The 24,791-nt window shown below is 34.5% G+C and carries 21 protein-coding genes; 19 read left to right on the forward strand and 2 right to left on the reverse strand.

Annotated features, from left to right (window positions below):
- Positions 1–138 precede the first annotated feature (138 nt).
- The 3 genes from BLV91_RS05345 to ctlX all read left to right on the forward strand — a co-directional run bounded on the left by BLV91_RS05345 (position 139) and on the right by ctlX (position 3,417).
- The gene (locus BLV91_RS05345) at positions 139–1,416 is read left to right on the forward strand and encodes a citrate synthase (RefSeq protein ID WP_091430451.1); all 1,278 of its coding nucleotides are present in this window, start codon (positions 139–141) and stop codon (positions 1,414–1,416) included.
- A gap of 75 nt (positions 1,417–1,491) precedes the next feature.
- A complete protein-coding gene (locus BLV91_RS05350) occupies positions 1,492–2,406 on the forward strand; it encodes a dimethylarginine dimethylaminohydrolase family protein (protein WP_091430454.1) in 915 nt (304 codons plus the stop codon).
- A 75-nt stretch (positions 2,407–2,481) separates the two neighbouring features.
- Positions 2,482–3,417, forward strand: coding sequence for a citrulline utilization hydrolase CtlX (gene ctlX / locus BLV91_RS05355; protein ID WP_091430456.1), 936 nt, complete (start codon positions 2,482–2,484; stop codon positions 3,415–3,417).
- A gap of 51 nt (positions 3,418–3,468) precedes the next feature.
- Here ctlX and BLV91_RS05360 read toward each other — a convergent pair whose 3' ends face one another.
- On the reverse strand, positions 3,469–4,098 hold the full coding sequence (locus BLV91_RS05360; protein ID WP_091430458.1) for a MarC family NAAT transporter: 630 nt from the start codon (positions 4,096–4,098) through the stop codon (positions 3,469–3,471).
- Positions 4,099–4,278: 180 nt separating this feature from the next.
- Between BLV91_RS05360 and BLV91_RS05365 the strand changes: the two genes are divergently transcribed.
- The gene (locus BLV91_RS05365; RefSeq protein WP_091430459.1) at positions 4,279–4,644 is read left to right on the forward strand and encodes a CoA-binding protein; all 366 of its coding nucleotides are present in this window, start codon (positions 4,279–4,281) and stop codon (positions 4,642–4,644) included.
- Between the two features lie 120 nt (positions 4,645–4,764).
- Here the strand turns inward: BLV91_RS05365 and BLV91_RS05370 are convergent, their stop codons facing one another.
- Positions 4,765–6,273: a sodium:solute symporter gene (locus tag BLV91_RS05370; protein WP_091430461.1), complete on the reverse strand. Its 1,509-nt coding sequence runs from the start codon at positions 6,271–6,273 to the stop codon at positions 4,765–4,767.
- Between the two features lie 143 nt (positions 6,274–6,416).
- Here BLV91_RS05370 and recR point away from each other — a divergent pair, with 143 nt between their 5' ends.
- The 15 genes from recR (at position 6,417) to BLV91_RS05455 (ending at position 24,570) form a co-directional block, all read left to right on the forward strand.
- Positions 6,417–7,037 carry a recombination mediator RecR gene (recR, locus tag BLV91_RS05375; protein ID WP_091430790.1) on the forward strand — a complete coding sequence of 207 codons (621 nt, stop codon included), beginning with the start codon at positions 6,417–6,419 and terminating at the stop codon, positions 7,035–7,037.
- A 70-nt stretch (positions 7,038–7,107) separates the two neighbouring features.
- Complete coding sequence (locus BLV91_RS05380) at positions 7,108–7,899, forward strand: polysaccharide biosynthesis/export family protein (RefSeq protein WP_091430462.1); 792 nt, start codon at positions 7,108–7,110, stop codon at positions 7,897–7,899.
- A 15-nt stretch (positions 7,900–7,914) separates the two neighbouring features.
- Complete coding sequence (locus BLV91_RS05385) at positions 7,915–10,389, forward strand: polysaccharide biosynthesis tyrosine autokinase (RefSeq protein WP_091430464.1); 2,475 nt, start codon at positions 7,915–7,917, stop codon at positions 10,387–10,389.
- A 12-nt stretch (positions 10,390–10,401) separates the two neighbouring features.
- Positions 10,402–11,388 (forward strand): SDR family oxidoreductase, encoded by a 987-nt coding sequence (locus BLV91_RS05390; RefSeq protein WP_394331831.1) that lies wholly within the window; start codon positions 10,402–10,404, stop codon positions 11,386–11,388.
- 112 nt (positions 11,389–11,500) lie between these two features.
- Positions 11,501–12,892: a UDP-glucose 6-dehydrogenase gene (locus BLV91_RS05400; protein ID WP_091430471.1), complete on the forward strand. Its 1,392-nt coding sequence runs from the start codon at positions 11,501–11,503 to the stop codon at positions 12,890–12,892.
- 157 nt (positions 12,893–13,049) lie between these two features.
- The gene (locus BLV91_RS05405; RefSeq protein ID WP_091430791.1) at positions 13,050–13,514 is read left to right on the forward strand and encodes a UpxY family transcription antiterminator; all 465 of its coding nucleotides are present in this window, start codon (positions 13,050–13,052) and stop codon (positions 13,512–13,514) included.
- Between the two features lie 734 nt (positions 13,515–14,248).
- The gene (locus tag BLV91_RS05410; protein ID WP_091430473.1) at positions 14,249–15,532 is read left to right on the forward strand and encodes a nucleotide sugar dehydrogenase; all 1,284 of its coding nucleotides are present in this window, start codon (positions 14,249–14,251) and stop codon (positions 15,530–15,532) included.
- Between the two features lie 337 nt (positions 15,533–15,869).
- The gene (locus tag BLV91_RS05415) at positions 15,870–16,217 is read left to right on the forward strand and encodes a four helix bundle protein (RefSeq protein WP_091430474.1); all 348 of its coding nucleotides are present in this window, start codon (positions 15,870–15,872) and stop codon (positions 16,215–16,217) included.
- A 144-nt stretch (positions 16,218–16,361) separates the two neighbouring features.
- Positions 16,362–17,369, forward strand: a complete 1,008-nt coding sequence (locus tag BLV91_RS05420; RefSeq protein ID WP_091430476.1) for a mannose-1-phosphate guanylyltransferase — start codon at positions 16,362–16,364, stop codon at positions 17,367–17,369.
- Between the two features lie 629 nt (positions 17,370–17,998).
- Positions 17,999–18,949, forward strand: coding sequence for a GDP-L-fucose synthase family protein (locus BLV91_RS05425; RefSeq protein ID WP_091430478.1), 951 nt, complete (start codon positions 17,999–18,001; stop codon positions 18,947–18,949).
- A gap of 297 nt (positions 18,950–19,246) precedes the next feature.
- Complete coding sequence (gene gmd, locus BLV91_RS05435) at positions 19,247–20,332, forward strand: GDP-mannose 4,6-dehydratase (RefSeq protein ID WP_091430480.1); 1,086 nt, start codon at positions 19,247–19,249, stop codon at positions 20,330–20,332.
- A gap of 94 nt (positions 20,333–20,426) precedes the next feature.
- Positions 20,427–21,791 (forward strand): lipopolysaccharide biosynthesis protein, encoded by a 1,365-nt coding sequence (locus BLV91_RS05440; protein ID WP_091430481.1) that lies wholly within the window; start codon positions 20,427–20,429, stop codon positions 21,789–21,791.
- A gap of 98 nt (positions 21,792–21,889) precedes the next feature.
- Positions 21,890–22,414, forward strand: coding sequence for an acyltransferase (locus tag BLV91_RS17285; RefSeq protein WP_317039684.1), 525 nt, complete (start codon positions 21,890–21,892; stop codon positions 22,412–22,414).
- A 6-nt stretch (positions 22,415–22,420) separates the two neighbouring features.
- On the forward strand, positions 22,421–23,599 hold the full coding sequence (locus BLV91_RS05450; RefSeq protein WP_091430486.1) for an EpsG family protein: 1,179 nt from the start codon (positions 22,421–22,423) through the stop codon (positions 23,597–23,599).
- Positions 23,600–23,721: 122 nt separating this feature from the next.
- Positions 23,722–24,570 (forward strand): glycosyltransferase family 2 protein, encoded by an 849-nt coding sequence (locus BLV91_RS05455; protein ID WP_175513956.1) that lies wholly within the window; start codon positions 23,722–23,724, stop codon positions 24,568–24,570.
- Positions 24,571–24,791: the final 221 nt, after the last annotated feature.

Here is a 24,791-nt window from a genome sequence, read left to right on the forward strand (position 1 = left end):
TTTTTAAAGCCATTCGTGTTAAACGAATGGCTTTTTTGTTGATTTTAACAATATCAGTAACAATTTCTCTTTTTAATTCATGTTTTTATCCTTAGATTTGGTAAATTATTAAATGTAAAGATTTATTTTCAAAATATTATGTCAAAAACAGCTACAATAGAAATTGATGGTAAGAGATATGAATTTCCAATAATCAAAGGAAGTGAAAACGAAGAAGCTATCGATATTAAAAAATTACGAGATTTAACTGGGATTATCACTCTTGACCCAGGGTATAAAAACTCAGGTTCTTGTACTAGTAAAATCACTTTCTTAGATGGGGAACTTGGAATTCTGCGTTACAGAGGATATTCAATTGAAGATCTAGCTGAAAAAGCTGATTTTTTAGAAGTTTCATTTCTGCTAATCTTCGGAGAATTGCCAACTGCAGCTCAGTTGGAACAATTTGAAGTTGATATTAGAAAATATACCCTTGTCAATGAAGAAATGAAAAGCATCATTGATGGTTTTCCACGAACAGCACATCCAATGGGTGTTTTAGCTGCTTTGACAAGTGCATTAACTGCATTTAACCCTAAATCGGTTAATGTTGATAATGACAAGGAAATGTATCAGGCTGTTTGTAAGACAATGGGTAAATTCTTAGTGATTGCCACTTGGACTTATAGAAAAAGCATGGGTTATCCTTTGAATTACTACGATAACACTAAAGGCTATGTTGAAAACTTCATGGATTTAATGTTTAAATTGCCAACGGAGCCTTATAAAGCAAATCCGATAGTAATTGATGCATTAGATAAATTATTCATTTTACACGCAGATCATGAGCAAAACTGCTCTACATCTACTGTTAGAATGGTAGGTTCTTCTCATGCTGGATTATTTGCATCTATTTCTGCAGGAGTTTCTGCACTTTGGGGTCCACTTCATGGTGGTGCAAATCAAGCTGTTCTTGAAATGTTAGAAGAAATTCACAAGAATGGTGGTGATACAGATGCTTATATGGCTAAAGCCAAAGATAAAGAGGATCCATTCCGTTTAATGGGATTTGGACATAGAGTTTATAAAAGTTTTGACCCAAGAGCACAAATCATCAAGAAAGCTGCAAATGAAGTTTTAGAAACTTTAGGTGTAGATGATCCTATTTTGGCTATAGCCAAAAAATTAGAGGCTGCTGCTTTAGAAGATGAATATTTCAAATCAAGAAATTTATATCCAAATGTAGATTTCTATTCTGGAATTATTTATAGAGCATTAGGTATTCCAACTGATATGTTTACTGTGATGTTCGCAATAGGACGTCTACCAGGTTGGATTGCACAATGGAAAGAGATGCGTGAAAACAAAGAGCCAATTGGAAGGCCAAGACAAGTATATACAGGAGCTAACTTAAGGGATTTTAAGAAACCTGAATAAATAAAAAGAGTATTAAAAAAGCTTCACTAACTAGTGAGGCTTTTTTTATCTTTGCTCAAAATAGTAAATAAATATATGCTAGAATTAAAAGTAAATAATGAGACTTCAAGGTTGAAAGCTGTAGTGTTAGGTACTGCAGTTAATAATGGGCCTACACCTTCGGTTGATGAAGCATATGACCCAAAATCACTGGAACATATTTTAGCTGGAACCTATCCAGTAGAAAAAGATATGGTAACTGAGATGGAAGCATTTAATAAAGTGCTAAAGAAATATGATGTAACCGTTTTTCGACCTGAGTTAATTGAAAATTACAATCAAATATTTACCAGAGATATCGGGTTTGTTATTGATGGTATTTTTATTAAATCTAATATTCTGCCTGAACGTGAGGCGGAGTTGGATGCAATTCAATATATAATTGATCAAATTGATCCTAAAAAAGTGGTGCGTCCTCCTGAGGAAGTGCATATAGAGGGTGGTGATGTTATGCTTTGGGATGATCATATTTTTATTGGTACTTATAAAGGAAGTGATTACGCATCCTATATTACGGCCAGAACAAATATGCAGGGAGTGCAGTTTATTAAGGATTTGTTTCCAAATAAGATTGTGAAAGAATTCGATTTGGTTAAATCAAAAATAGAAGCAAGAGATAATGCCTTGCATCTGGATTGCTGTTTCCAGCCCGTAGGCGTTGACAAAGGAATAATATACAAAAGTGGGTTTCGTGAAGAAGCAGATTACCTTTACTTGGTAAACCTTTTTGGGAAAGAAAATTTATTTCATATCACAAGAGAGGAAATGTATAAAATGAATTCAAATATATTTTCTATTGATTCGAATGTGGTAGTTTCTGAGAAGAATTTTACGAGATTAAACAATTGGTTGCGAGACCATGGTTTTACAGTAGAAGAAATTCCTTATGCTGAGATTTCTAAGCAAGAAGGTTTATTACGATGTTCCACTTTACCTTTAATTAGAGAATAAATATTTGTTTATGGTTTAAAGTTTAATGTTGCTCAATATTAAACTTTAAACTATTAAACTTTAAACTAAAAATATATGAAACAAACGACAAACTCCATATTAATGATTCGCCCTGTTGCGTTTAGAATGAACGAACAAACGGCTGTGAATAATTATTATCAAAAAGTGTTAGATGGCCTTTTGCCAGCAACTGTAAATGCTAAAGCACAACAAGAATTTGATGATTTCGTTGAGAAGTTAAGAGCAGTTGGTGTTGATGTGATAGTAGTTGATGATACCTTGAATCCAGATACACCAGATAGTATCTTTCCTAACAATTGGGTTTCTTTTCATGAAAATGCTGATGTGGCTTTGTATCCTATGTTTGCCGTGAATCGTCGTGAGGAACGCCGAGAGGAAATCTTGGATATGTTAGAAGAGAAAGGGTTTAAAATCGAAAATATTGTTGACTATACTGAAGCAGAGGATGATGGTTTTTTCTTAGAAGGAACGGGTAGTTTGCTACTTGATAGAGCGAATGAGAAAGCATATTGTGCGTTATCGCCTAGAGCTGATGAAGAGCTTTTTATAGAGTTTTGTGAAGATTTTGATTATGAGCCAATACTTTTTGAAGCTTTTCAAACGGTAAATGGCGAAAGAAAATTAATTTATCACACCAATGTCATGATGTGTTTAGGCGAAACTTTTGCCGTAATTTGTGCAGATTGCATTGATGATAAAAAAGAACGCAAAATGGTTTTAGATAATCTAAAGAAGGACAATAAAGAAGTCGTTCTGATTACTGAGGCACAAGTTAATAGTTTTGCAGGGAATATGTTAGAAGTACGCGGTGCTGATGATAAAAGATATTTGGTGATGAGTTCTGCTGCACATCAAAGTTTAACTCCTAAGCAAATAACACAGTTAGAGAAACATGCTACAATTCTTAGTTCAAGTTTAGATACTATAGAAGCTTGCGGTGGCGGAAGCGCCCGATGCATGATGGCAGAAATTTTCCTTCCTAAAGCATAAAAAAAAATGACCTTCAGAAATGAAGGTCATTTTTTTTACAAGTATTTCTTTTTACATTAAATTAGTTTGAACTATTGTGATTATAGAGCTAATAATATATTGAACTCCAATAGCAATTACGATAAATCCCACAATTCGTGAAATAGCCACAATTCCAGAAGCTCCTAGTATTTTAGCCAAATAATGTGCACTTCTTAAAGTAATGAATATCGCAACTGCAACAGCGAAAATAGCCAAAACCGATATGCCAATTTCAAACATTTCGTGGTGTTCATGGTAAAAAGCAATCAATAATGAGATCGATCCTGGGCCTGCTAACATTGGAATTGCCAGCGGTGTTAAAGCAATATCATTTCTTCTTTGGGCATCATTTTCTACTTTTTTATTTACTCCTCGTTTCTTATTGAAATTTCCTGTAAGCAATGAAAATCCTGAGGTGGCGATAATAATACCTCCTGCAATACGAAGTGCTTCAATGCTTATTCCAAAGAAAGACAAAACATATTCACCGAAAAAGAACGAGATGACCAAGATGATAAAAACGTTTATGGCAGTCCATAAGGAAATGCGCGATCGCTCTTTTTTATCGTCGTCCATGGTTAGTCCCACAAAGATAGGGACTGTTCCTATTGGGTTTAAAACGGAGAAAAGTGCTGCAAATAGAGAAATAAAAAGTTCCATGTTTTTTTTGCGAAATTAGTGGGTTTGGGTACAGAAAATAGCGCACTCAATATTAATAAAAGATTATAATTAATGTGATTTAAGCTTTTTATATTAGCAAATGAAATCGAAAGATATTGATTTAAAATGAAAAGGGACTATAGTATTTTACTACTTTTGCAAAAAATAATAATTGAGACAATGAAAAATAAAAAAACTGTAGTTTTAGGTGCGACCACAAAACCAGAAAGATATGCATACAAAGCAATAGAAATGCTCGTTGATAAAGGACATTCAGTATTAGCTATTGGCCAAAATGCAGGGGAAGTGGCAGGAATTAAAATTAAAACTAAAGCAATTCCTTTGTCTAACATTGACACAATCACTCTGTATTTAAATCCGGCGCGTCAGCGTGACTATTACAATTATATAGTAGAAGCAAAGCCAAAGCGTGTGATTTTTAATCCTGGAACTGAAAATCCTGAGTTATACCAACTTTTAGAATTAAATAATATCAAAGCAGAAGTAGCTTGTACATTAGTGTTATTGACTACTAATAGATATTAATTTTTCTGGGAGCTATTTCCGGCTATCCGTTGTGACCGAGCAAAGCGAACTGGCGAAGTAATCTTTTCCTTTTTTAAGAAAAAAAGGAAAAGGATTTATACATCTATCAGGGCTAAAAACCTAGAAGCTTATTTTTTCAGAAGTTGGTTTGCTAATTATCAGCAAGCCAATAAAAGTGATTAGTCCATTGATGATGATAAGCTCGTTGTCAAAAACATACCCAAAAAACAATGTTTTTGAATTTTCGCTAATCAAAAAGGTTAGGGCTGGGGATAATATACATATTACAGGTACCCATTTATCCCTTACGGTTTTTGATTTCATAAACAGTCCAAAACAGTATAGTCCAAGTAATGGTCCATAGGTATAGGAAGCTACCCTAAATATCATTCCTACCACGGAGCTGTCATTGATGGCGTTAAAAAACACAATCACCAGAAACATTAAAAAACAAAAAACAAGATGAACCAAATGTCTTTTTTTTACAGCGTTGGTTTTGTTTTTGTTTTCAGTTTTGTCCATCGCTAAGAAGTCAACGCAGAATGAAGTTGTAAGAGCTGTTAGGGCCGAATCAGTAGTGGCAAATGTTGCTGCCGTTAATCCTAATAAGAAAATCACAGATGGAATTAGCGTTAGATGATGAAAAGCGATTTCTGGAAATAGCAAGTCGGTTCTTGGTTTTCCAGTAACCAAATCTGTAGGGACTTCGATTCCGTTTTTTGCAGCATAGATATACAGTAAGGCACCCACGCTAAGAAAGAAGATGTTGATCAAAACAAATATCCCTGTAAAAGTAAACATGTTTTTTTGGGCTTCGCCAATAGTCGCACAACTCAAGTTTTTTTGCATTAGATCTTGGTCTAATCCTACCATGGCAATTGTTACGAAAATACCTCCTAATATTTGTTTTACAAAGTGAAATTTGCTGGACAGGAAATCTTCAAAGAAGAATATTTTGGAATAGTTGCTGTTTTTTACTGCTGAAAACGCTTCGATTATATCTAGATCCATGCTTCTGCATATAAAATAAATAGTCATGAAGACCGAAGTGACTAGGAAAAATGTTTGCAAAGTATCCGTAATGATAATGGTTTTTAAACCGCCACGATAAGTATAGGCAAATATTAAAGCCAAAGAAATAAGTACGGTAGCTGCAAATGGAATTCCGTAAAAGTCAAATACATAACGTTGTAGAACGATAACTACCAAGTATAGCCTAAAGGCGGAACCAATAGTCCTACTTATCAGGAATATTGTGGCAGCGGTTTTATAGGAATAAGTTCCCAGTCGGCGTTCTATGTAGCCATAAATGGAAGTCAAGTTCATTCGGTAATATAATGGGAGCAATACTTTGGCAATAAGAATGAACCCAATCGCGTTACCTATTACAAACTGAAAGTATTTAAATTGTTCTCCACTTGGAGCACCCACTTCTCCCGGGACTGAAATGAATGTCACTCCGGAAAGTGCTGTTCCAATCATTCCAAAAGCAACTAAATACCATTTTGAGTTTTTATTGGCTTTAAAGAAAGCATCGTTCCCGCTGTCTTTTTTACTTGTGAAATGGGAAATTGTAAACAATATTCCGAAGTATACTATGATGAGCGAGAGTATGGCGAATGGAGTCATTTGTTGGATTTAGTGTGACCAAAATACAATTTTTTGTTTAATCGGATATTTCTTGATTCAATTATTTGAAAAAGACTTGTTTTAGGGAAGGGAATGGGAATTTAACAGAGCAAACAAATAAACAAATTGCTACATTTGCAGTTATGGAATTTTCATCAAAATTAATAGAAAAAGCGGTTAACGAAATTGCGCAATTGCCAGGGATTGGTAAGAGATCTGCCTTGAGATTGGTGCTGCATTTATTAAAACAACCCAAAGAACAAACAGGATTTTTGGCTCAGGCATTGGTTAACATGCGGGAGGATATTAAATATTGTGAGAATTGTCATAATATTTCTGACAGTGCGGTATGTGAGATTTGTGCCAATACCAATAGGAATCATCAACTTGTTTGTGTTGTTGAAGATATTCGAGATGTTATGGCTATTGAAAATACAGGTCAATATCGAGGTGTTTATCATGTTTTGGGAGGTAAGATTTCGCCTATTGACGGTGTGGGGCCAAGTCAGTTGAAAATAAGTACATTAGTAGAGAAGGTTAAATCGGGTAGCGTCAATGAAGTAATTTTTGCTTTGAGCTCAACAATGGAAGGAGACACCACTAATTTTTATATCTATAAACAGATTGCCGATGCAGATATTGTTATTTCTACAATTGCTCGCGGAATTGCAGTGGGTGATGAGTTGGAATATGCTGATGAAGTAACCTTAGGGAGAAGTATTTTACAGCGGGTTCCGTTTGAAAAATCGTTTAAAAACAATTAATTTGCTTAATAAATTGTTAAACTTTTTATATAATAAATGAAAAGCTATATTTGTTACCTAAATCATCAAAATGAAGAAGTATATTTTCTTTTTATTCATAAGTATCAGCTTTGTATTCACTTCTTGTATTCCAACTCAAGATTTAATTTACTTGCAAAAAAAGGATGGGGCTGATGTGGAGAACTCGATTTCTGCCGTTATGGCAAAACCGTATAGATTGCAAACAAACGATGTGTTAAGTATAAGTATTAAAGCGATTGACCCAAAATTAGTGACCATTTTCAATACTACAAATCAAGGTGAAGCAGGAAAGTCAGCATCAGGATTATACTTTGAGGGTTTTACTGTTGATGATCACGGAAATATAAGAATGCCAGTTCTTGGTGATGTAAATGTGATTGGTTTTACTTTGGATGAAGTAAGACTTAAAATTGAGAAACAATTACTTGCGGAATATTTTAATAAAGAAGCTAATATTTTTGTGATAGTAAAGTTATCAGGTTTCAAGTATACTATCAATGGAGAGATAGGGAGTACAGGAACTAAAACCTTATTTCAAGAGAATGTAACTATCATGGAAGCTATTGCAAATGCAGGAGATATTACTATTACTGGTAATAGAAAAGCGGTAACCATCATTAGGAACACACCTACTGGAGTCCAAATGCATGATCTCGACCTTACGGATATTAAGGTGATGAATTCGCCTTATTTTTATTTGCAACCCAATGACTATATCTATGTCAAGCCACTGAAGCAAAAGACATGGGGTACAGGGAAAACTGGTATAGAATCATTCGGGACTATAACTACATTGTTTTCAGTGGCAACAACAATTTTCTTTTTACTATTTAAGAATTAAAACAGGAATCAAAAAATGTTAGATATAAAAGATTTTTCGATTTTTGAAAATCAGGTAAGTTTTGATTTTAAAGGGTTTTTAATAAAAATCGGAAGTTATTGGAAATGGTTCATATTGAGTTTACTCATCACTTTTACTGTTGCCTATCAGGTGAATATTCGTAAAGGAAAAGTGTATAGTATGGAAACGCTTATTTCTGTAAAGGAAGAAAGTAATCCTCTATTTACTTCTAATACAAGTTTGGTTTTTAACTGGGGAGGTACTTCTGATCAGGTTCAAACTATTTCAACTACGATACAATCAAGATCTCATAATGAGTTAGTCGTTGAAAAATTACAATATTACATTGATTATCTAGTTCAGGGCAAGTATAATATGGAAGATGCTTATGGAGCAGTTCCTTTTTATGTGCAAATCGATAAGTCAAAACCTCAAATAGCAGGAAGTCCAATCAGTATTACTTTTTTGAGCGATACCGAGTATGAGATTAAAATTCCATTTGCAAGTAACTCTGTTTCATTAGTGAATTATACTGATAATTCGTATAGTAAAACTTCAGTTGCGGTCGGGGATTTTGTAAAAAAGTACAAAGTAGGAGAACGAGTTGTGTTGCCTTTTTTGAATTGGAAATTGCAAATAAATGACAACCCCGGTTTTTACAAAGGAAACGAGTATTTTGTTCAATTTAATGATTTTAATGGTACAGTCGCTCGTTATCAAGGAGTGAATGTGCGATCAGGAGACAAAGGGGGATCTATACTTACGCTGGGAATGCAGGGGGCAAATAAGGCAAGAATGGTTGAGTATCTTAATTCGACTGTAAAAATGCTAATCAAAAGACAATTGGACGGTAAAAACCAATTTGCGACAAACACGATTGCATTTATTGATAGCACCTTGGTTGCCATGGAATCACAGTTAAAGGAAACTGGAAATGAATTGAAATCATTTAGAAAGGGTAAAAATATTTATGATATAGAGCAAGGTGGTGCGAAATTCTCGGATAAGATGCTTGAATTTGATGTCAAGAGAGACGAGGTGACCCGTAAAATCACTTACTATAATTCATTAAAAGCGTATTTGAAAAACAGTGTAGACTATTCTAAACTGCCAGCGCCATCAGTAGCCGGAATAGAAGATCCAAATGTGGTTGTCAATGTATCCAAACTGATTTCGCTTTCTACCCAAAGATCAGAAATGGCTTATGCCGTAAAAAGTGATAAGATTTTCAAAGATTTTGACAATCAGATGGAAGCCATTAAAAATGTATTATTGGTAAATATTGCTTCCGCAAAAGCGGAGTTGCAATTTGACCTGGCAACTGTGAATAGCAAAATTAATGAAACGGAAAGTACCATAAGAGACCTTCCGGATGACCAACAGGAACTGATTAAGATTAAACGAAAATATGATTTAAGCGATAATATCTATAGCACCTTTCTTCAAAAAAGAAGTGAAGCGGATATTGTTAAAGCTGCAAATTTATCGGATATTCATTTTATAGATCCAGCAAAAGATGTAGGAGGAGGCTTAATAGGTAATAAGACGTCAGTGAATTATGTATTGGCATTATTTCTGGGTATTTTGTTTCCGTTACTTTTTGTCTTTTTCATTTTCTTTATCAATAATTCAATACAGAATACGGAAGACATTAATAAACTGACTAAAATCCCATTGATTGGGGTTGTGGGTTTAAATAAAGAAATCTCTGAATTAGCGGTTTTTGACCGACCTAAATCAGCTTTGTCAGAATCTTTCAGGGCCATTCGTTCTTCATTACAGTATTTGTACAAGCAGAAGAATGTTGATGGAGCAAAAACACTTATGATTACATCGTCAGTCAGTGGAGAAGGAAAAACATTTTGTTGTATAAATATAGCTACTGTTTTTGCTTTAAGCGGAAAAAAGACGGTGATTATTGGACTCGATTTAAGGAAGCCTAAACTGTATGAGGAGTTTAATTTGGCAAATGACGTTGGAATCGTAAATTACTTAATCAAACAAAAAAGCTTAGACGAAATTGTTAATCATACTCAGGTTCCTTATCTGGATGTAATCTTGTCTGGCCCTATTCCGCCTAACCCATCAGAATTAATTATGGGTGATTCTATGGCTGAATTAATTGAAGAATTAAAGAAAACCTACGATTATATTATTTTAGATACGCCACCTGTTGGTTTGGTGTCAGACGCATTAGAATTATCTCAATATGCTGATGTTACCTTGTATATAGTGAGACAAAATTTTTCGAAAAAAGAAATGATTACCTTGCTCAACAATAGAATTAAACGAGGGGAATTAGACAATGCATCTATTATTTTTAATGGGTTTGAGAATAAGGCGAAATACGGTGCAGGTTACGGTTACGGTTATGGCTATGGCTATGGCAATGGCTATGGGACTTATTCAAATGGTTATGATGATGAAGGAGAGCCTAAAACGGCTATTCAAAAAATGATTAGTAAGTTCCGCAAAGGACTAGGTATATAAATAGATTAGAAAATGATGAAAGAAGAAACGAGAAGTACGATACTAATCACGGGAGGGGCAGGATTTATTGGGTCTAATCTAAGTGAATATTTTTTGTCAAAAGGGTATAAGGTAGTTTGTTTGGATAATTTTGCCACTGGGCACAGACACAATTTAAAGGACTTTATAAATAACCCCAATTATCGATTGATTGAAGGGGACATACGTAATGCAGCTGATTGTGCCAATGCCGTAAAAGGTGTTGATTATGTGTTGCATCAAGCCGCTTTAGGGTCGGTGCCACGTTCTATAAACGATCCGGTTACGACTAATGATGTAAATGTCTCTGGTTTTTTGAATATGCTAGTGGCTGCTACAGATGCTAAGGTAAAACGATTTGTTTATGCTGCTAGTTCATCTACTTACGGAGATTCTGTTGGCTTGCCGAAAGTGGAAGATGTTATTGGGAAACCCTTGTCTCCGTATGCGATAACCAAATATGTAAACGAATTATATGCTGAAATTTTCAGTAAAACCTATGGACTAGAAACGATAGGTCTTCGGTATTTTAATGTTTTTGGTAGAAAACAGGACCCTAAAGGTGCCTACGCTGCCGTAATCCCGAAATTTGTGATGCAATTAATGCAGCATGAAAGTCCTGTGATTAATGGGGATGGGAATTACTCACGAGATTTTACCTATATCGATAATGTCATTCAAATGAATGAATTGGCGATCACTACTACAAATGAATTGGCTGTGAATACGGTTTATAATACGGCTTTCGGAGATAGGAATACATTGAATAATTTAGTAAATTATCTAAAGGAGTTTTTATCGAAATACGATCCAGAAATAGCAAATGTCGCTATAGAGTATGGTCCAAATAGAGCGGGAGATATTCCGCATTCTTTGGCAAGTATTGATAAGGCAAAGGAACTTTTAGCCTACGACCCGAAATTTTCTTTACAGCAAGGTCTTGAAGAAGCGGTGGATTGGTATTGGAATAACCTGCGTTGAGAAAGAGTAAAGAGAATAGAATAAAGAGAATAGAATAAAGAGAATAGAATAAAGAGAATAGAATAAAGAGAAGAGAATAAAGAGAAGAGAACAAAGAATAAAAAAAATAGAAATGAAAATTACAAAAATTTGTTGCATCGGGGCAGGATATGTTGGTGGACCTACAATGGCTATTATTGCCCAAAAATGCCCTCAAATTCAGGTTACAGTGGTCGATTTGAATGAAGAGAGAATCGCCGCATGGAATGATGAAGACGTTGATAATATTCCAATTTACGAACCGGGCTTGTCAGAGATTGTAAAGGAAGCAAGAGGAAGAAATTTATTTTTCTCTACCAATGTTGAAAAAGCCATTGATGAAGCGCAAATAATTTTTATATCAGTGAATACGCCTACTAAAACTTATGGTAAAGGAAAAGGTATGGCTGCTGATTTGAAATTCATTGAATTATGTGCCAGACAAATTGCTAAAATAGCAAAAGACGATAAAATTGTTGTTGAAAAATCAACGCTTCCAGTAAGAACTGCTGAGGCTATAAAAAGTATTTTAGATAATACTGGGAATGGTGTACAATTTCAAATTCTTTCTAACCCAGAATTTTTGGCGGAAGGAACTGCAGTGCAGGATTTGTTAAACCCAGACCGAATATTAATTGGAGGAGATACTACTGAAGAAGGACAAAAAGCAATACAAGCATTGGTAGATGTGTACGCTAATTGGGTACCTACGGATAAAATATTGACTACGAACGTTTGGTCGTCAGAGTTATCTAAATTGACTGCTAATGCATTTTTAGCGCAGAGAATATCTTCGGTAAACGCAATGTCAGAATTGTGTGAAAAAACGGGTGCTGATGTGAACGAAGTAGCAAAAGCCATTGGAATGGATAGTAGAATTGGGGCAAAGTTCCTTAAAGCTTCTGTAGGTTTTGGAGGCTCTTGTTTTCAAAAAGATATTTTGAATTTAGTTTACATTGCTAAATCCTATGGATTGCACGAAGTGGCTGATTATTGGGAACAGGTAATTATTATGAATGACTACCAAAAAAGACGTTTTTCTAATAAAATAGTACAAACCTTATATAACACAGTAGCCGATAAAAAAATTGCATTCTTGGGATGGGCTTTCAAAAAAGATACCAACGACACCAGAGAATCAGCTGCCATTTATGTTGCGGATGATTTAATCAATGAGCAAGCGCAAATTGCGGTTTATGACCCAAAGGTGTCCGCTAAAAAGGTCCTAGCTGACCTAGATTATCTCGAAACACGATCTACAGAAAAAAATAGTGCCTGTGTTACTTCATTTGATGATCCTTATGAAGCCTGTGCAAATGCACATGCCATAGCCGTGCTGACAGAATGGGATGAGTTTGTGCAGTATGATTGGCAAAAAATCTATGACTCCATGCAAAAGCCTGCTTTTGTCTTTGATGGAAGAAATATTTTAGATCGTGCTAAAATGGAGGAAATTGGATTTGTGTGCCAAGCGATAGGTTCTTAGTTGAAGGGTTTGAAAGTTTAAGGTTTAAGAGTTTAAAGGTTTAAGGGGTGCAAAGCTATAGAGTTACAAAGTAAAGAATTGTAAGCATGTTTTCATCTTTGTAAGCGATTCTAACTTCTGAAATTAAATAATAATTTATGACAATACAATATAAATGATGAACTGGTATGTAGTTTATACAAAACCGAAGTGGGAAAAGAAAGTTGCTGAACAATTAACTAAATTCGGTGTTGAATGTTACTGTCCATTAATCACAAAAGTGCGTCAATGGTCAGACCGCAAGAAAAAGGTTGAAGTGCCGCTTTTTAATTCCTATGTATTTGTTCAGCTGTCTGAGGCGGATCGTAATTCTGTCTTCCAGTCGGTTGGAGTGGTGCGCTATTTATTTTGGTTGGGGAAACCCGCTATTGTCCGCAATGAAGAAATTAGTACGATAAAAAATTGGCTTAGTACACCGGAACAATGTGATGTATCTGTAGATGCATTTCAAATTGGAGATAAAATCACCTTAGAATCTGGGCCATTCATTGCACAGGAGGCCACTGTACAGGAAATTAAAAACACCCATTATGTTCTGGTATTGGAATCAATGGGATGTACCTTAAAAATGAATTTTAAATAAATGTTATGTAAGTTTTTCATACTATTTTAAAAGAATTGCTTATTAGTCAATTAGCTCAGAGGTTCTGCAATTCTAAAGAAGAGACCCAGCTATTTGATTTTTGAATATTACACTGAAATCTATAGTCGAATCATATTTTTAGTTATTAGAAATCAATTCGAAGTCTGATTATTAACAAAATTAAAAAGGTCAAGTTTACCAAATTTAAATATTGGGTAAGCTTGGCCTTTTTTGATATAAATTTTGACTTGGCTTGGAGTGACATTGTAGAGACTGATACCCTAGTTTTTGGATTTACATTCGAAAAGCGAAAAGAAGATACATTGAGAATCTGATTCTTTATTTAGGGGTAATAGTATTAGAACTATACTAAATGATACTGTGTTTTGAATAACTAAAGGGGCGAGCATTAATAACGTAGGTTTTTCTTATAAAAACAAGCTTAAGTGGGGTTTGGACTCTAACCTAATTAGGTGATATTTTTATGTAAATAAAATGTTAAATGAATGTATTGTTTATTGATATTCAGGTATTTGCGTTTGTGATAGCGCATTAACTCTCTACTGGCGTCTTTTAAAACAAAAATCGTAGTGAAAAGAACGATTAAATCTCCCTATATTTGCCAACTCAAATTTTGCTTACTTTCTACCACAATATTGTGGGTTGGAAATGCGAAGCGGTAGGATGTATTCAACTATATGCCCTAAATTGTGTAAAGATTTACTTCAGTAAAAATGGTTTCAAATATAAAAATAGCGGTTATAGGTCTTGGTTACGTTGGTTTACCATTGGCGCGATTATTTGCCACAAAACATGCAGTAATCGGATTTGACATTAATGAATCAAGGGTTGCCGAATTAAAATCAGCCTATGATGCGACACTCGAAATTGATTCGATTTCGTTGTCGAATGTCTTGGTTGAAAAAACAAGTGCTGCAGTTGGTCTGTATTGTACTTCTGTTTTAGAGGAAGTAACTGATTGTAATTATTATGTGGTTACAGTGCCTACACCAGTTGATAAAAATAACCGTCCTGACTTGACTCCACTATACAGATCATCTGAAACAGTAGGGAAACTATTGAAAAAAGGAGATATTGTAATTTATGAATCTACGGTGTATCCGGGCGTGACTGAAGAAGAGTGTGTGCCTGTTTTGGAACGCGTATCTGGACTAAAATTTAATGTTGATTTCTTCGTGGGATACTCTCCTGAGAGAATAAATCCTGGAGACAAAGAGCATACAGTAGATAAAATATTAAAAGTGACTTCAGGTTCCACTCCTGAAATTGGCCAAAAAGTAAATGAGTTGTACCAATCCGTGATTACGGCTGGTACGCATCTGGCACCATCAATTAAAGTTGCCGAGGCAGCAAAGGTGATAGAGAATTCGCAACGAGACATTAATATTGCATTTGTAAACGAATTGGCTAAAATATTCCAATTGTTGGATATCGATACCCAGGCTGTTTTAGAAGCTGCGGGTACCAAATGGAATTTTCTTCCTTTTAAACCGGGTTTAGTAGGAGGTCATTGTATTGGTGTTGATCCTTATTATTTGGCACAAAAAGCACAAGAAATGGGGTATCATCCCGAAATTATTTTGGCTGGAAGACGCTTGAATGATAGTATGGGAGAATATGTTGCTTCTCAAATTGTGAAGTTAATGATCAAGAAAGGGATTTCAGTTAATGGAGCTACGCTCTTAATGCTTGGGATTACTTTCAAAGAGAATTGCCCTGATGTTCGCAATACTAAAATTGTGGATGTGATTGCCGCTTTAGCTGATTACGGTATTAGCGTTTCTATATACGACCCTTTGGCTAGTCCAGAAGCAGTCAATAAAGAATACAAATTAGTAACGAGCAATACGGTTCCCAATCAAAAGTTTGATGCAGTAGTTTTGGCTGTAGCACACTCTGAATTTTTGGACATGGATTTATCGCAGTTACAAAATACAAATAGTCTGTTGTATGACGTTAAAGGGGTTTTAGGTGACAATGTGGATGGTAGACTGTAAAAGTCGTTGATCGTTTTTCGTTTTTCGTCCATCGTCTATCGTCTATCGGTAAAAGAAAAACGTTTACGTTTTTCTATCGAACATCGTCTTTCGTTCACCGTTCACCGTTCACCGTTCACCGTTCACCGTTCACCGTTCACCGTTCACCGTTCACCGTACATCGAACATCGAACATCGTCTTTCGTTCACCGTTCACCGTCCATCGTTGACCGAATGGCGAAAAACGTTTCACGTTTTTCCAACGAACAACGAACAACGAACAACGAACAACGAACAACGAACATCGAACATCGAACATCGAAAAACGAAAAACGAGCATCGAACTAACGAATAAAATATGGAATCCAATTTAGAAGTATGGAAAACTGCGCATCAATTGACATTGGCCGTATATAAAGTTACTCAGGACTTTCCGAAGTCGGAGCAATTTGGTCTTACAAGTCAAGTGAGAAGAAGTGCCGCTAGTGTACCTACTAATATAATTGAAGGCCAAGCCAGACAATATAAAAAGGAATTCATTCAGTTCTTATATATTTCAAAAGGATCTTTAGAAGAAACAAATTATCATTTATTTTTATCTAAGGAACTAGGGTACATTGTAGAGGATGACTATAAAATGTTGTCTGAATTATGCACAAGAATAAAAATGATGTTGTATAAATTGATAAAGTCGTTGGCGGCATAGCCGTTTTTCGTTGACCGTCGACAGTTCACCGTCCATCGTTGACCGTTTGTCGAAAATCGTCCACCGTTGACCGAATGGCGAAAAACGTTTCACGTTTTTCCAACGAACATCGAACATCGAACAACGAACAACGAATAAAAAAATATGGAAAATAAACATTCAATCACGCATGTCATTCTCACAGGAGGGGTAGGAAGTCGTTTGTGGCCTTTGTCACGCAAAAGTCAACCGAAACAATACCTTGACATTTTTGACGGTAAATCGTTGTTTGAAATGACCGTTGATCGCAATCGCAATATTGCTGATAAAGTGATGGTCGTTGGGAATATTGATAACTGTCATTTGAGCCGAAAAGTATTAGAGAAATCAAATACGGAATACATCGATATTATCGAGTCGACTCCACGAAATACGGCTGCAGCCATTGCATTTGCTGCATTTGCTGCTGATCCGGACGATATTTTGATTATCACCCCATCGGATCATATTATTGATGATATGGAAAACTATGAAACGGCTATTGAAGAAGCAGTTGAAAAAGCATCACAGGGATACATTGTTACTTTTGGTATTGTACCTACAAAGCCGGAAACGGGATATGGGTACATAGAGCGCAAAGGGGACGATGTAATTTCTTTTAGAGAAAAACCCAATCAGGTTTCAGCCAGAGATTTTATAGCCAAAGGAAATTTTCTTTGGAACAGTGGGATGTTTTGCTTTAAAGCAAGCGTTTTATTGGAAGAATTGAAAGCCTTTCATCCTGAAGTTTATGAGAAATCAAAACTGGTTTGGGAAAGTAACACGAATGGAAATTTAGATTTGGCACTATCTCTTGATATTCCTTCAATCAGCATTGATTATGCGGTGATGGAACGCTCTAAGAAAATAAAAGTGGTTTCCTCTCAATTTGCCTGGTCTGATTTGGGTTCATTTGAATCGGTATATGACTATTTGGTTAGCATTGGTCATACAGTCGATGAAAACGGAAACATGGTGATTGGGACTGATAATTATACGGCTTTTATAGGGGTTAAAGACACGATTTTTGTTTATACGGCTACGGCTAATTTAATTTTGAAAAAAGAATTTTCACAGGATGTTAAGAGTGTGTATAATGCTCTTGCAAGAGACAATTCGGATTTATTGAATTAAAAAGGTGATTTTGCTGTTGGTTTGTGATCTAGACGAGAGATTATAAAAGTAGCTAGAGAATCGTAGTAAATGTAGTTTTGTACTTTTAAGGAGTTCTTTTCTTTTAGCTCACTTAACTTTTATTTTAAGTGGTGTTCGCTGAATCTTCGATTTGCCTTGATGCAAAAGAAACAAAAGATCAAGCCTGAAAATATAAAGCTTGAAAACTACCTTGAAGTTCCACTCCGCAGCCCGAGCCGTTCGTCCTTCGTCCTCAACTCGCGGACTGCTGCCGCTTCACTTCTTCGTTGTTTTCCTATTCTTTTTATTTAAGGGCGGTGTAGAAATAAGTAATATAAAATGACGTACGGGGCTATAAGTTGAATTGTAAACTAAAATTTCTTTTAGTTAATAGGTTCACTTGTCATTAGCTTCCGCAGTCGAGCGTCAAATGTTTGAAGAATACGTAAAAAGAAAAGCCGTTTGATCCGCCGCGGCGGAGAGTTTTTTTCTTTTAGTGTTCGAAAACTAATTTGACCGACGAGGAAGTGAAGACTTGATTTTTTTGTTTCTTTTTTGATCAAGCAAAAAAGAAAATACATAATTAATAATCGCATCGAAAACCGTAATATAATTTTTTATTAAAAAAAATGAATAAAGACGCTAAAATATACATTGCAGGACATAACGGTATGGTGGGTAGCGCGATCTGGAGAACACTTACCGCTAAAGGCTACACCAACTTGATTGGAGCTTCAAGCAAGGAACTGGATCTTAGAAACCAACAAGCTGTCAAAGATTTCTTTGCTGTCGAAAAACCGGATGTCATAATTGACGCTGCCGCAAAAGTAGGAGGGATATTAGCCAACAATGATTTTCCATACCAGTTTATTATGGAAAACATGCAAATCCAAAATAACCTGATCGATACCGCATTACAATCCGGTGTTGAGAAGTTTATTTTTTTAGGAAGTTCTTGCATCTATCCAAAACTAGCACCACAACCGTTAAAAGAAGAATATTTATTAACGGATACTTTGGAGCCAACTAATGAATGGTATGCTATTGCAAAAATAACAGGGGTAAAAGCCTGTCAGGCGATCAGGAATCAATTTAATAAGGATTATGTAAGCTTGATGCCAACCAATCTTTATGGTACTCACGATAATTTTGATTTAACATCCTCGCATGTTTTACCAGCAATGATGCGAAAGTTTCATGAGGCAAAGGAAAACGGCAATACTCCGGTTACTCTTTGGGGAAGCGGAACACCTATGAGAGAATTTCTTTTCGTTGACGATATGGCACAAGCAGTCGTATTTGCATTAGAAAACAAACTACCGGACTACTTATACAACGTAGGAACAGGAGAAGATTTGACCATCAAGCAATTGGCTGAAACTATTCAAAAAATAACTGGACACCAAGGAGAAATTATTTGGGATAGCAGTAAACCAGATGGTACACCAAGAAAATTAATGGATATCTCAAAAATGCATGCATTGGGATGGAAACATCAAGTACAATTAGAAGAAGGAATTCAAAAGACCTATAATTGGTTTTTGGAGAACATAGATAGATTTAAGCAAGTGAAGATGTAGGTCGTTTGTCGATTACCGTCCAACGTCCATCGTTGGCCGTCCATCGTCCATCGATAAAAGAAAAACGTTTACGTTTTTCTATCGAACATCGAACATCGAACATCGAACATCGAACATCGAACATCGAACATCGAACATCGAACATCGAACATCGAACATCGAACATCGAACATCGAACAACGAACAACGAACAACGAACAACGAACAACGAACAACGAACAACGAACAACGAACATCGAACAACGAACAACGAACAACGAACAACGAACAACGAACATCGAACAACGAACAACGAATATGAGCACAACACAAAAAGTAGCATTAGTAACAGGAATTACAGGTCAAGATGGTTCTTATTTAGCGGAATTATTATTAGAAAAAGGATATATGGTTCATGGTGTAAAGCGCCGTGCGTCATCTTTTAATACGCAACGTATCGATCATATCTATCAAGATCAGCATGAAGTGCATGTTAATTTTAAATTACATTATGGTGATTTGACCGATTCTACTAATATTATACGAATTATACAGGAAGTACAGCCTGATGAAATCTATAATTTAGGAGCAATGTCGCATGTAATGGTTTCTTTTGATTCTCCTGAATATGTAGCTAATGTAGATGGTTTAGGAACCTTGAGGATTCTTGAGGCCGTTCGTTTGCTAGGTTTAACAAAGAAAACAAGAGTATATCAAGCTTCTACTTCTGAATTGTACGGTGGATTAGCTGAAAATAAAAACGCAGCAGGTTTTTATGACGAAAACTCTCCTTTCTACCCTCGTTCTCCGTATGGAGCGGCTAAGATTTATGGTTTTTGGATTACTAAAAACTACCGTGAGGCCTATAATATGTTTGCTTGTAATGGTATTCTTTTCAATCATGAATCTCCTCGACGTGGTGAGACTTTTGTAACACGTAAAATTACCATGGCAGTAGCGGCTATTGCTAAAGGAAAGCAAGATTGTTTGTACTTAGGAAACTTGAACTCTCAAAGAGACTGGGGACATGCTAAGGATTATGTAGAGGCTATGTGGAGAATTTTACAACAAGATGTGCCAGAAGACTATGTAATTGCAACAGGGGTAACTACCTATATTAGAGATTTTGTGATCATGGCTTTTGCTGAGGTGGGCGTTACCCTAACTTTTGAAGGAGAACAAGAAAATGAAACGGCTACCGTTGCTGCTTGTTCTAATCCTTTATACCAGATAGCGATAGGTACTGTTGTACTTAGAGTAGATCCAGAATATTACCGTCCTACCGAAGTTGATTTGTTGATTGGAGATCCTACGAAGTCAAAAACACAGTTGGGTTGGAAACCACAGTATGACTTAGCCGCTATGGTTAAAGAAATGGTAGCGAGCGATTTGAAATTGTATTAATAAAAGGTTATTACCTGAGGGTAACTATAATCCTTTGAACCGTTTTTATAAGTCAGAGAGTTTAATAGTAAAATTTAATTTTTTAAAATAGTCATTGAAAGCGATAATTCAAAAACTTTTCAGTAAAACTGGGATTAAAAGTGAACGTACAAAGAATATAACGAAGCATGTTATGGTGTCGTTCATTTATAAAGGAGGAAGTATATTAGCTTCTTTTCTATTGGTTCCGCTTACGATTACTTTTCTCGATACGGAGAATTATGGCTTATGGCTTACATTAAGTTCGTTCATAGCATGGTTCTCCTTTTTTGATATAGGATTAGGAAATGGATTACGTAATAAGTTTGCTGAAGCAAAGGCTAATGGGGACTTAACCCTTGCTCGCGCTTATGTAAGTTCAGCCTATTTTACTATTGGTAGTGTTTGTTTGCTGCTTACACTAATTTTCTTTGTGATCAATTTCTTTGTCGATTGGACTCGAGTATTTAATGCTAATGCCGGATTACAAAAAGAGCTTGGTATATTGATGCCCATTGTGTTTTCTTTTTTTTGTTTACAATTGGTCGTAAAACTAATAACTACTATATATACCGCTGACCAACACCATTCTATGCAGGGTAAAGTTAACTTTTACACTTCTGTACTTTCATTGTTGGCCATTTGGCTGATGACACATGTTGCAAAAAGTTCTTTATTGATTTTCGGCACCATTTTTTCAGCTTTACCCGTACTACTTTTACTTGGATTGAATGTATTTGCATTTTCAAAAACATATAAAAAGTATAAACCCACTCTGTCTTTATGGAAAAAAGAATATTTAAAAGATATCTTTGGTTTAGGAATTAGTTTTTTCTTTATTCAATTGGCATGGATTATAATAACGACCACTGACAACATGATTATTTCACAGTTATTCTCACCCGCTCAAGTGGTTCCATATAATTTAGCTTTTAAATTATTTAGTATTTCATCTATGATATTTACCATTATTGTAGCACCCTATTGGTCTACTTTTACTGAAGCATACTTCAAGAAGGATTATGACTGGATTAAGAAATCAATGAAAAATTTGAAAAGATTCGTTATTGTTTTTTGTCTTTTCTCTTTTGTTCTTCTTCTAATTTCCAATTTACTTTTTGAATTATGGGTTGGTAAAAAAGTGGAAATTTCTTTTGGGTTGAGTTTTCTTATGTGTATTTATACTTGCTTAATAATTTATTTAACACCGTTAAACTATTTTATAAACGGCGTTGGAAAAATTAAATTACAATTATATCAAACTATAATAATGGGTATTTTAAATATACCCATTTCGATATTTTTGGCAAAGTATTGTGGTTTAGGTGTTTTAGGGGTATTATTAGGAACGATATTGTGTGTGATTCCGGGTGCTTTTCTTTCAGCAATACAATTTAATAAAATTATTAATCAGAGGGCTTTTGGCCTTTGGGGCAAATAACTAATATGCAATTTCTGTTTATTATTTTTTTTAAGGTAATGCGACGTGTCAAACGGAATGTTTTAAAACCGATTGATTGGTTATTATGTTATTTTATTATGTATTCCAATGGTGTGATTTTTTATGATTTTATAAGTACTGGTATACCTTTAATTGATATCGCTTTAGGAGGGAAATTTTTTGTAGGTACTAATTTTAAAATGAATAACCGTGAATCAACTAACCCAATAGGTCGTTTTCAACATTGTAGTATTGTGGTCGGGAAAAAAGGAGTTTTGGTTATTGGTAATAATGTAGGAATGAGTTCTACTGCAATTGTATGCCATGAAAATATAGAAATTGGGAACAATGTGAATTTCGGAGGAAATGTAACCATATACGATACGGATTTTCATAGCCTAAATCCTAAAGTGAGAATTAATAAAGCTACAGATAGGATTGGTGCTCAATGTAAACCTGTAAATATAGGTGATAATGTTTTTATAGGTGCGCATTCAACAATTTTAAAAGGAGTAATAATAGGTGATAATGCTATTATAGGAGCTTGTTCAGTGGTAACTAAAGACGTTCCTACTAATGAAATTTGGGCAGGGAATCCAGCTAAGTTTATAAAGAAAATTTAAATTAAAATGTCATTAATATTTTTGCTTCTTTTTTTATTAAACCCATTTATTTGTATTCTAGTCTATGGTTTACATTTAAATTTAAAAACTAAAATTGAAACTAAAAATTTTTATTTTTTTTATTTTTTACTATCAGTTTTTCTTGGTTTTATCAATATAACAAAAGTGCCAGAAAGTGATTTAGCCCATCATGCAACAGATTATTTGAATGCTCGTGGTCTAAGTATTTTTCAATATTTAGGACTATTTGGTGGTGGGAAGGAATTTGTTTTTTATATTTTTAATTATTTATTTTATTATATATCAGAAGGAAGTATTAAATTTTGGATTCTTGTACTTACTGTTTTTGCTTATTTTCCATTTTTTGTAGCTGTGCATAAATTTCAGTTAAGTATAAATCCAAAGGCAAGCTATATTCTTTTTTCTATCTGTATAGCAGCTTTTTTTCCACAACTATTCAGTTTGTCAGCGCATTTAATTAGGCAATTCATTGCAGGATCAATTGCAATTTATTTTCTTGTTGAAAAAATTGCTTATAGAAAGAATAAATGGTGGTTAGTTATTTTGGGATCCCTAATCCATTCATCATCTTTTATATTGTTTATCCTTGGATATATTTCTTTTTTAAAAGATAGGCCTAATAAAAGTAATGTTGTAAAATATTTTTTCCTTTTTGCTTCTTTAATTGGTTATCAATTAATAGCAACAATATTATTACCTTTTTTTTCTGATATCGCAGGGATTGGTTATGCTTTAAACCGTGCAAGTAGTGACACGAAATTTGAACTAGATAGTTTTAGTTATAGCAATTATTTATTTATTATTATTATTATAACTGTTATGATAAAGAATGTCTTTACAAATAACTTCTTTAAAAAGAGCACAAGTATTATGTTTATTTGTAATATCGTATTAATTCAAATATTTTTTATACTCATTAATATTCGACAATTAGAACTTTCCAATAGACTGTTCTTTTACCTTTGTTTTTTCTTTCCATTAATAATTCCTCTTCAATTTAAATTTAAAAGACAAACGGATTTAAGAAAATTAATTATTATCGCCTTAATAGTGTTTTTTGCTTTTAGATTAGATTTTGGTACTTGGAAATACGATTCTATTCCTCAATTGTTAACTTCTAGCTCTTTTAATTTTTTAACAAGACATGATTTTAAGAATTTTTAATTTTTATTTAATTATAATTAAATAAAATCATATAATATTCTTTCTAAGATCTAGCTTTATGAATATTATTATATTAAAAAAAAGTTACCTCACTATTCATGAAAATATTAAGTAAAAATAATATGAAACCAACAGTAGCCGGCCTACTCACTTGTCACAACCGTATGGAAAAAACATTACAATGTTTAGAGAATCTGTATGCGCAAAATGGTCTAAATACTGATTATAAACTAGATGTTTTTTTGGTTGATGATGGTTCAACAGATGGTACAAGTGAAGCGATAACCCGTCAATTTCATTTAGTCGATATAATCAAAGGGAATGGTAATCTATATTGGAATCAAGGCATGCGTTTGGCATGGGATACAGCCGCTAAAACAAAAGATTATGATTTTTATTTTTGGTTGAATGATGATACAATTCTAGACCAAAATGCATTATTGGAGCTAATTAAAACCTACAACCATGTTGCAGTACTCGAACAAAATGACGCTGTCATTACTGCAGCTTGCAGATTAGCTCAGGGTAATGATACTTTTTCATATGGAGGAAGAATCGACAAAGGTCCAGTTTTACCCAACGGAAAACTGCAAACATGTAAATACATAAATGGTAATGCGGTATTAGTCCCAAAAGCGATTTACAAAAAACTGGGCAATTTATCCAATGATTATACGCATGGAATGGGCGATTTCGATTATGGTTTACGTGCCTTAAAAGAGGGTTTTGGTTGTTGTACTACTAGTGATTATATAGCAACCTGTCCCCCAAATGAAGGTACTCCAGGTTGGTGTAATCCAAACGTTCCTTTGAAAAAACGGTGGGAATTATTGCATTCTCCCCACGGTTTGAATATTAAAGAATATATCAAGTTTAGAAAGAAATTTTGGGGTATTAAATGGATAAGTTTTGCTTTTAAAGCCTATGCAAAAATGATCGATCCAAAGTTTTATAAAAAAATATCAAAATAAAGAATGACCGAATTATCGCCACGAGGAATATCTACATACAAGGGTCTAGATACTCTTAAACAAACTGTAACAGTCCTCCAAAAAAACTATCTTTCAGTATCAAAATTATATATTCTGTGTTAAGTATTTATTTATTAATTAATGTGGGATATGTGTAGAAAGGTTTAACTTATTTAAAAATGAGTTTATTTACAGTTGATCTCATATAAAAAAAATAAGAA

Source organism: Flavobacterium degerlachei (assembly GCF_900106645.1).
Taxonomy (GTDB): domain Bacteria; phylum Bacteroidota; class Bacteroidia; order Flavobacteriales; family Flavobacteriaceae; genus Flavobacterium; species Flavobacterium degerlachei.

Excerpts from the sequence above, each read along its gene's own strand:
- BLV91_RS05345 (WP_091430451.1), top strand. The coding sequence starts at position 139 with ATGTCAAAAACAGCTACAATAGAAATTGATGGTAAGAGATATGAATTT.
- BLV91_RS05350 (WP_091430454.1), top strand. The coding sequence starts at position 1,492 with ATGCTAGAATTAAAAGTAAATAATGAGACTTCAAGGTTGAAAGCTGTA.
- ctlX (WP_091430456.1), top strand. The coding sequence starts at position 2,482 with ATGAAACAAACGACAAACTCCATATTAATGATTCGCCCTGTTGCGTTT.
- BLV91_RS05360 (WP_091430458.1), bottom strand. The coding sequence starts at position 4,098 with ATGGAACTTTTTATTTCTCTATTTGCAGCACTTTTCTCCGTTTTAAAC.
- BLV91_RS05365 (WP_091430459.1), top strand. The coding sequence starts at position 4,279 with ATGAAAAATAAAAAAACTGTAGTTTTAGGTGCGACCACAAAACCAGAA.
- BLV91_RS05370 (WP_091430461.1), bottom strand. The coding sequence starts at position 6,273 with ATGACTCCATTCGCCATACTCTCGCTCATCATAGTATACTTCGGAATA.
- recR (WP_091430790.1), top strand. The coding sequence starts at position 6,417 with ATGGAATTTTCATCAAAATTAATAGAAAAAGCGGTTAACGAAATTGCG.
- BLV91_RS05380 (WP_091430462.1), top strand. The coding sequence starts at position 7,108 with ATGAAGAAGTATATTTTCTTTTTATTCATAAGTATCAGCTTTGTATTC.
- BLV91_RS05385 (WP_091430464.1), top strand. The coding sequence starts at position 7,915 with ATGTTAGATATAAAAGATTTTTCGATTTTTGAAAATCAGGTAAGTTTT.
- BLV91_RS05390 (WP_394331831.1), top strand. The coding sequence starts at position 10,402 with ATGATGAAAGAAGAAACGAGAAGTACGATACTAATCACGGGAGGGGCA.
- BLV91_RS05400 (WP_091430471.1), top strand. The coding sequence starts at position 11,501 with ATGAAAATTACAAAAATTTGTTGCATCGGGGCAGGATATGTTGGTGGA.
- BLV91_RS05405 (WP_091430791.1), top strand. The coding sequence starts at position 13,050 with ATGAACTGGTATGTAGTTTATACAAAACCGAAGTGGGAAAAGAAAGTT.
- BLV91_RS05410 (WP_091430473.1), top strand. The coding sequence starts at position 14,249 with ATGGTTTCAAATATAAAAATAGCGGTTATAGGTCTTGGTTACGTTGGT.
- BLV91_RS05415 (WP_091430474.1), top strand. The coding sequence starts at position 15,870 with ATGGAATCCAATTTAGAAGTATGGAAAACTGCGCATCAATTGACATTG.
- BLV91_RS05420 (WP_091430476.1), top strand. The coding sequence starts at position 16,362 with ATGGAAAATAAACATTCAATCACGCATGTCATTCTCACAGGAGGGGTA.
- BLV91_RS05425 (WP_091430478.1), top strand. The coding sequence starts at position 17,999 with ATGAATAAAGACGCTAAAATATACATTGCAGGACATAACGGTATGGTG.
- gmd (WP_091430480.1), top strand. The coding sequence starts at position 19,247 with ATGAGCACAACACAAAAAGTAGCATTAGTAACAGGAATTACAGGTCAA.
- BLV91_RS17285 (WP_317039684.1), top strand. The coding sequence starts at position 21,890 with ATGTATTCCAATGGTGTGATTTTTTATGATTTTATAAGTACTGGTATA.
- BLV91_RS05450 (WP_091430486.1), top strand. The coding sequence starts at position 22,421 with ATGTCATTAATATTTTTGCTTCTTTTTTTATTAAACCCATTTATTTGT.
- BLV91_RS05455 (WP_175513956.1), top strand. The coding sequence starts at position 23,722 with ATGAAACCAACAGTAGCCGGCCTACTCACTTGTCACAACCGTATGGAA.